General features: G+C 61.3%; 8 protein-coding genes. 7 read left to right on the forward strand and 1 reads right to left on the reverse strand.

What is annotated here, in order from left to right; translation table 11 throughout:
* The 4 genes from EN914_RS17350 to EN914_RS17365 form a co-directional block, all read left to right on the forward strand.
* Positions 1-144 (forward strand): L-serine ammonia-lyase, iron-sulfur-dependent, subunit alpha (locus EN914_RS17350; RefSeq protein WP_206527211.1); only part of this gene is annotated, 144 nt, incomplete at its 5' end.
* A 76-nt stretch (positions 145-220) separates the two neighbouring features.
* Complete coding sequence (locus tag EN914_RS17355) at positions 221-658, forward strand: DUF1489 family protein (protein ID WP_013531780.1); 438 nt, start codon at positions 221-223, stop codon at positions 656-658.
* An 84-nt stretch (positions 659-742) separates the two neighbouring features.
* Positions 743-1,474 (forward strand): hypothetical protein, encoded by a 732-nt coding sequence (locus EN914_RS17360; RefSeq protein WP_024503481.1) that lies wholly within the window; start codon positions 743-745, stop codon positions 1,472-1,474.
* A complete protein-coding gene (locus EN914_RS17365) occupies positions 1,474-2,172 on the forward strand; it encodes a DnaJ domain-containing protein (RefSeq protein ID WP_013531778.1) in 699 nt (232 codons plus the stop codon). Before EN914_RS17360 ends, EN914_RS17365 begins: the two co-directional genes overlap by 1 nt.
* Before the next feature lie 46 nt (positions 2,173-2,218).
* On the opposite strand, the gene EN914_RS17370 is transcribed toward EN914_RS17365, so the two are convergent.
* Positions 2,219-3,628, reverse strand: coding sequence for a D-alanyl-D-alanine carboxypeptidase (locus tag EN914_RS17370; protein ID WP_024503480.1), 1,410 nt, complete (start codon positions 3,626-3,628; stop codon positions 2,219-2,221).
* A gap of 285 nt (positions 3,629-3,913) precedes the next feature.
* On the opposite strand from EN914_RS17370, the gene EN914_RS17375 reads away from it, so the two are divergent.
* The 3 genes from EN914_RS17375 to clpA all read left to right on the forward strand — a co-directional run bounded on the left by EN914_RS17375 (position 3,914) and on the right by clpA (position 7,345).
* A complete protein-coding gene (locus EN914_RS17375; protein ID WP_013531776.1) occupies positions 3,914-4,243 on the forward strand; it encodes a phasin family protein in 330 nt (109 codons plus the stop codon).
* 297 nt (positions 4,244-4,540) lie between these two features.
* Positions 4,541-4,870 (forward strand): ATP-dependent Clp protease adapter ClpS, encoded by a 330-nt coding sequence (gene clpS, locus EN914_RS17380; protein ID WP_023812950.1) that lies wholly within the window; start codon positions 4,541-4,543, stop codon positions 4,868-4,870.
* Positions 4,871-4,876: 6 nt separating this feature from the next.
* The gene (gene clpA, locus EN914_RS17385; RefSeq protein ID WP_024503479.1) at positions 4,877-7,345 is read left to right on the forward strand and encodes an ATP-dependent Clp protease ATP-binding subunit ClpA; all 2,469 of its coding nucleotides are present in this window, start codon (positions 4,877-4,879) and stop codon (positions 7,343-7,345) included.
* The last annotated feature ends 136 nt before the right edge of the window (positions 7,346-7,481 follow it).

Genomic DNA, 7,481 nt, shown 5'->3' on the forward strand with positions numbered 1-7,481 from the left:
TCACTAGCCATCAAGGGCGACGGCACCCATTTCGTACCTCTCGATGCAGCGATCGAGACCATGCGCCAGACCGGCCTCGACATGAACGAGAAGTACAAGGAAACCAGCCTGGGTGGGCTCGCCGTCAACGTCGTGGAATGCTGAAGGCTGGCCTAAACTGCCACTGTGGAGAAGTCGATCCGGTCGTTGACGCGTCCGCATGCGGGACTAACCTTAAGCGATGTCTCTCAATCTCATAAAACTCTGTGTCGGCTGCGACAGCGTCGAAGATCTCGAGGAGTGGATCGCCTTCCGCCTCGACGAGCGGCGGCGCGCCGGTGAGCCGGTCGAGCAATATCACACCACGCGCATGATGCCGACGCGCGGCGCCGAGGTCACCGATGGCGGTTCGCTCTATTGGGTGATCAAAGGAAATGTGCAGTGCCGCCAACTGATCACCGAGATCCGGCCGTTCACCGATAGTGAAGGCATCGGCCGCTGCCACCTGATTCTCGACCCCGAGGTTGTTCGAACCGACTGGCAGCCGCGCCGGGCCTTTCAGGGCTGGCGCTATCTGAAGCCGGCCGACGCGCCGCTCGATCTGGGCAAGGGCAAGGCCGGACTGATCGAGATGCCGCCGAAACTCAGGCGCGAGCTTGCCGATCTCGGCCTGCTCTGACCCCAGGTGGCATCACCGTCTGGCCCTTTGTGCCACCCGATGTGGGGCTTGCAAGCGATGTGGCAACGCCACATCTTGTTTTTTATGAGCGATAAGAAGCAACCTGTGCCAGCGAGGACCAATCCTGCGCCGATCAAGCCTCAATCCAACGCCGGCGAGATCGACGCCTTCATTCGCCAGGCGAGGACACTTGCCGCATCGGCGACCGGTTCGGGCAGGCTGATCCTTGCTCTCGACGCGACGATGAGCCGCCAGCCGACCTGGGATCTGGCCTGCACGCTGCAGGGCCAGATGTTCGACGCCGTCGGCAAGGCAGGAACCCTCAGCGTGCAACTGGTTTATTTTCGCGGTCTTGGCGAGTGCCGTTCGTCCGCTTTCGTGAGCGACACCAATGCCTTGAAGCAGCTGATGACGCGGATCGAGTGCCGCAGCGGTCACACCCAGATCGGCAAGGTGCTGGCGCATGCGTTGAAACAGACGGCAACCGCTAAGGTCAATGCGCTGGTCTATATCGGCGATGCGATGGAAGAGGATATCGACGATCTGGCCGAAAAGGCCGGCAGCCTCGGCCTTCATGGCGTTCCTGTCTTCGTCTTTCAGGAAGGCCATGATTCCAGCGCGGAAAAGGCGTTCAAAGAGGTTGCGCGGCTGTCCAAGGGGGCCTGGTTCCGGTTTGATCGGCGGGCTGCCGCGACCCTGGCCGGACTGCTTTCGGCTGTCGCCGTGTTCGCGACCGGCGGGTTGAAGGCGCTCGAAGCCAGAGGCAGGCCGGAAGACCGGCTGATGATCGAGCATCTGCGGGGCGACGGAAAATAATGGGCGCAATCATCGCTTTTGTAGCGTTGCTTTTGCTGCTGCTCGGCGCGGTGACGATTTTTCTGCGTGCCGAGCCAGCGAAACTGGCGGGCACGCTGCGAACGCTCGGGCCAGCTCTTCTGGCAGTTGTCGGCGTCGCCGTGCTGGTGGTCGGCCGTGAAGGCGTCGGCGGCATGATCCTCACCGCGGCAATTGCCTGGTATGGTTCCATGCGAATGAAACGCCAGCCGGCGGGGCTTGCACCGGGCAAACGCTCGACGGTGCGCACAGCGGCATTGGAAATGGAGCTCGATCACGATACCGGCGGCCTCGAAGGACTGGTCCTGGCTGGCCGCCACGAAGGCAAGATGCTTGGCGCGATGGGGCTGGTGGAATTGCAGCACCTCTACCGCGAACTCTCCGGTGATCCGGAGAGCCGGCAGTTGCTAGAGACGTATCTTGACGGCAGATTTCCCGTCTGGCGCAAAAACACTGAGACGAACGGTGGCGAAGGGCTGGGTGTTGCGCCAGGTCCGGGCGCCATGACTAAGGAGGAGGCCTACAAGGTCCTTGGTCTTGAAGCGGGGGCCGCCGCGGCGGATGTCCGCAAGGCGCACCGCCGCCTGATGCAGCGCCTGCACCCCGATGTCGGCGGCACGTCTTTCCTGGCGGCGCGGATTAACGAAGCCAAGGACGTCTTGCTCTCCAATCACAACTAGTCTCCTTCGACGCAGAATTTTTCCGGGAGATGATTTCCACGCCGTCCTACTGCTGGACGGCGTAGCACTCGATGTTCTTCTTCTTCAAAGCGGTGCAGGCCTTCCAGGCGGCGGTCTTCGAACCGAAGCCGCCGAAGCGGGCGCGGTAGTAGGTGACGCCGTCCTTGTCGAAGGCGACGGTGAAGCCGGAGGCGTCGGCCAGCACCTTGGGCGCCTGCTTGGTGGTCTTGTCGAGGAAGGCCTGTGCCTCGGACTGCTTTGGCGACGAGGCGACCTGAATGGCCCAGCCCGACGGCACCGACGCCGTGTTGACCGGGTCGACGGCCGCTGGCGTTGGCTCGGCATAGGCAGCGACGACCTGGGCCGTCGCGACCTGGGGAGCTGAAACGATGACGGTCTTGACCTTTCTGGTCTTGACGACGGAGGCTGCTTCTTCGGCCTGCGGGGTATCGTCTTCCGCGACCGTGGCGTCCTCGGCGACGGTGGCGTCGTCCTGCGCCACAACAGGCTTGTCATCGGGCGTCGGAGCGTCATGCTTGGGCAGGAGAACCTGGGCGAGGGCGGTGACCGGGTTGTTGCCGCCGGCCTTGGCCACCAGATCGCCACCGCCGCGAGTCGATGCCCTCGGCAGATAGGTGTTGATCAAGCTGGCCATCTGATTGTCGCGGCTGCGGCCGGAACTGCCGCCCATGACCACGCCGACGATGCGGCGATTGCCGTCGGAAACCGACGAGACGAGGTTGAAGCCGGAGGCGCGGGTGTAGCCCGTCTTGATGCCGTCGACACCCTTGATGCGTCCGAGCAGGCGATTGTGACCGTTGATGCGCTGACGCCCGTAGAGGAAGGAGCGCTGCGAGAAATAGCCGTAATATTGCGGAAAATGCTCGCGCAGCGCGATACCGAGCGTCGCCATGTCGCGCGCGGTGGTGAACTGGCCAGGGTCTGGCAGGCCATTGGCGTTGCGGAACACGGTGCCGTTCATGCCCAGCGCACGCGCCTTGGCGGTCATCATGCGGGCAAAAGTGGTTTCATTGCCGCCGAGCATTTCGCCGAGCGCGGTGGCCGAGTCGTTCGCTGACTTGGTGACGATCGACAGGATCGCGGTCTCGACCGTGACCGAACCGCCCGGCTTCACGCCAAGTTTCGTCGGCGCCTCGGCGGAGGCCTTGGCGGAAAACACCACTGGCGTATTCCTGCTGATCTTGCCCTTCGCCATCGCTTCGAAGGTCAGGTACAGCGTCATCATCTTGGTCAGCGAAGCTGGATAGCGCCTGCCGTTGGCATCTGCGGAGTAAAGCACCTTGCCAGTCTTGGCATCCACGACGATGGCCGCCTGCTTGGCCGCCAGCGACGAGGCAACGTCTCCAAAAACGAATGTCATCGCCAAGGCGATGATCATCATCGTTTTGAGAGGGGAGGTGGATTTGGAAACGATGCCCAACAACGCCTTACGCACTGGTACTTCCCTTGGATTTCTTCGTTGCGTTGGAGGCGGCAAAGGGTCCTGCCTCGCTTCCGGCCAAGCTACCGGCGCAGCGTTACCAATCCGTTTATGGTAACCGCCGCGTTCACCATTTTCTTCGTGCTTGAAGCTCTCTTTATTCGATTTTTAGCCATTGGCTGCGCAGGCGGGTCCGCAAGCCCGCGAAATCTTGACTTTTGTGCGGCGCACAATATATTATCTTGCATTGCACAAGGGCGCCCCGAAGAAGGACGCCTCAACCGTCAAGGGAATCGTGAAATGACCCAGACCTATGAGGACTTCAGCAAATACGGCAAAGAGTTCGCCGACACCGGATTGAAGAGCTTCGCGTCGCTCTCCAAGGGCGCACAGGCGATTGCCACCGAGGCTGGTGAATACACCAAGAAGAGTTTTGAAACCGGCAGCGCCACTGTGGAGAAGCTGTTTTCAGCCAAGTCGCTGGAAAAGGCCATCGAGATCCAGTCGGACTACGCCAAGCAGTCCTATGAGGCGTTCGTCGCCGAGGCTACCAAGATCGGCGATCTCTATGCCGAACTCGCCAAGGAAGCCTACAAGCCATTCGAATCGATCGTTGCCAAGGCAAAGTAATTTCGCCCGGGCGAACTGATTTCGCCTGACGTGACCCAGATTCAGCCTTTTGACCCTGAGAAAAAGCCCGGCCGTGGAAACGTGGCCGGGCTTTTTCGTGTCAATTTCCGTTCCAGAGCCTCGCGCCCCTTCACGATTGCGAAAATCGTCCAAGTTTGGTGACCTAGCCATATTGTCAGCTAACCAGAAGGGCTTAAAATCGTACATCGAACACCTACATGTCGAACTCGCATGGGGAATCGAAAGAGGCAGGAATACGTGACGATCGGTTTGACTGCCACGAGACGCGTGGTGCGAATGCAAGACGGCGACGGTAACGGCAATGGGGCCGGCCGTGGGACGGCCGTCATCACGCGCACCAAAACCAAGACCAAGAAGCCCAGCCTTTATCGGGTCCTCATCCTCAACGACGACTACACTCCGATGGAGTTCGTGGTTCACGTGCTGGAGCGTTTTTTCCAGAAGGATCGCGAAGCCGCCACACGCATCATGCTTCATGTTCACAATCATGGAGTGGGCGAGTGCGGGGTCTATACATTCGAGGTGGCCGAGACCAAAGTGTCCCAGGTCATGGATTTCGCCCGACAGAATCAGCATCCGCTGCAATGCGTGATGGAGAAGAAGTGAGGTAACATGCCGGCTTTCTCCCAAGGCCTGGAAAAGGCGCTTCACCAGGCGCTGACGCTCGCCAATGAGCGGCACCATGAATATGCAACCCTAGAACATCTGCTGCTCGCGCTCATCGACGATACCGAGGCGGCCGCCGTCATGCGCGCCTGCAATGTCGATCTCGATGAGCTCAAGCATACGGTTCTCACCTATATCGACACCGAGCTGGACAACCTCGTCACCGGCTACGACGAGGACTCCAAGCCGACGGCCGGTTTCCAGCGCGTCATCCAGCGCGCGGTGATCCATGTGCAGTCTTCTGGCCGCGAGGAAGTGTCGGGCGCCAACGTGCTCGTCGCTATCTTCGCCGAGCGCGAGAGCCATGCCGCTTATTTCCTGCAGGAACAGCAGATGACCCGCTACGATGCGGTCAACTACATCTCGCACGGCATTGCCAAGCGTCCGGGCGCGTCGGAGACACGCTCGCCGCGCGGCGCCGACGACGAGCAGGGCGGCCAGAACGGCGCCGAGCCGCAAGAGGAAGGCGGCAAGAAGAAGCAGCAGCAGGACGCGCTGACGGCTTATTGCGTCAACCTCAACAACAAGGCCAAGGCCGGCAAGATCGATCCGCTGATCGGCCGCGAGTCCGAGATCAACCGCACCATCCAGGTGCTGTGCCGCCGCTCCAAGAACAACCCGCTCTATGTCGGTGACCCCGGCGTCGGCAAGACGGCGATCGCCGAGGGCCTGGCCAAGCGCATCGTCGAGGGCGACGTTCCCGAAGTGCTGCACAATGCAACCATCTTCGCGCTCGACATGGGCACGCTGCTCGCCGGCACGCGCTATCGCGGTGATTTCGAGGAACGGCTGAAGCAGGTCGTCAAGGAGCTCGAGGATTATCCTGGCGCCGTGCTGTTCATCGACGAGATCCACACGGTGATCGGGGCAGGGGCGACTTCAGGCGGCGCCATGGATGCGTCCAACCTGTTGAAGCCGGCGCTGTCGTCGGGTGCGATCCGCTGCATCGGCTCGACCACCTACAAGGAATTCCGCCAGTTCTTCGAGAAGGACCGTGCCTTGGTGCGGCGCTTCCAGAAGATCGACGTCAACGAGCCGACCATCGAGGACGCGATCGAGATCATGAAGGGCCTCAAGCCCTATTATGAGGAGTTCCACAAGGTGAAGTTCACCAACGAGGCGATCAAAGCCTCGGTGGAACTGTCGGCACGCTACATCAACGACCGCAAGCTGCCGGACAAGGCGATCGACGTGATCGACGAGACCGGCGCCTCGCAGATGCTGGTGCCGGAAGCCAAGCGCAAGAAGACTATCGGCATCAAGGAGATCGAGGCGACGATCGCCACCATGGCCCGCATCCCGCCGAAGACGGTTTCGGCCGACGACGAGAAGGTGCTGCAGGGCCTCGATATCGAGCTGAAGCGAGTCGTCTATGGCCAGGACACTGCGATCACCGCACTGACCTCGGCGATCAAGCTGGCGCGTGCCGGCCTGCGCGAACCGGAGAAGCCGATCGGCTCCTACCTGTTCTCCGGCCCGACCGGCGTCGGCAAGACCGAAGTGGCCAAGCAGTTGGCCGCGTCGCTCGGCGTGGAGCTGATCCGCTTCGACATGTCGGAATATATGGAGCGCCACACCGTGTCGCGGCTGATCGGTGCTCCTCCCGGCTATGTCGGCTTCGACCAGGGCGGTCTTCTGACGGACGGCGTCGACCAGCATCCGCATTGCGTGCTGTTGCTGGACGAGGTCGAGAAGGCGCATCCGGACCTGTTCAACATCCTGTTGCAGGTTATGGATCATGGCAAGCTGACCGACCACAACGGCAAGCAGATCGACTTCCGCAATGTGATCCTGATCATGACCACCAATGCGGGCGCGTCGGATGCGCAGCGTGCGGCGATCGGCTTCGGCTCGACCAAGCGCGAAGGCGACGATGTCGAGGCGATCAACCGGCTGTTCACGCCGGAGTTCCGCAACCGTCTCGATGCGATCATCCCGTTCGGCTCGCTGCCGGTGCCGGTCATCCATCAGGTGGTGCAGAAGTTCGTCATGCAGCTCGAGGCCCAGCTTTCCGAGCGTGGCGTCACCTTCGACCTGTCGGCGGACGCGATCGCCTGGCTCGCCGACAAGGGCTATGATGAGCGCATGGGCGCGCGGCCGCTCGGTCGTGTGATCCAGGAGCACATCAAGAAGCCATTGGCCGACGAGGTGCTGTTCGGCAAGCTCAAGAAGGGCGGCACGGTGCGCGTCACCGTCGAGAAGAAGGAAACCGGCGAGACCGGCCTGAAGCTCGAATCGCTGGCCGACGAGGCGCCGGTGAAGCCGAAGAAGGAAGAGCCGGAAGAAACGCCGAAGTCCAGAAAGGCCGTGGTGAAAAAGCCGGCGGCCAAGAAGCTGGCGGCGCAGAAGCCCGAAGCCAAGGGCAAGGACGGCGGCAAGCGCAGCCTGGTGCCACAACTGCCCCGAAAGAACTGAACCTTACGAAAGTCAAGAAAGCCCCGGCAACGGGGCTTTCAGACTGCTGACAAACCCCGTCGATTTTCGGCGGGGTTTTTTTGTTATGTGATTGAAGTGTCTTGGACTGTTTGTGTCAGGGGATTTTGACAGGAGG

This window comes from Mesorhizobium sp. M7A.F.Ca.CA.001.08.2.1 (genome assembly GCF_003998455.1).
Classification (GTDB): domain Bacteria; phylum Pseudomonadota; class Alphaproteobacteria; order Rhizobiales; family Rhizobiaceae; genus Mesorhizobium; species Mesorhizobium ciceri.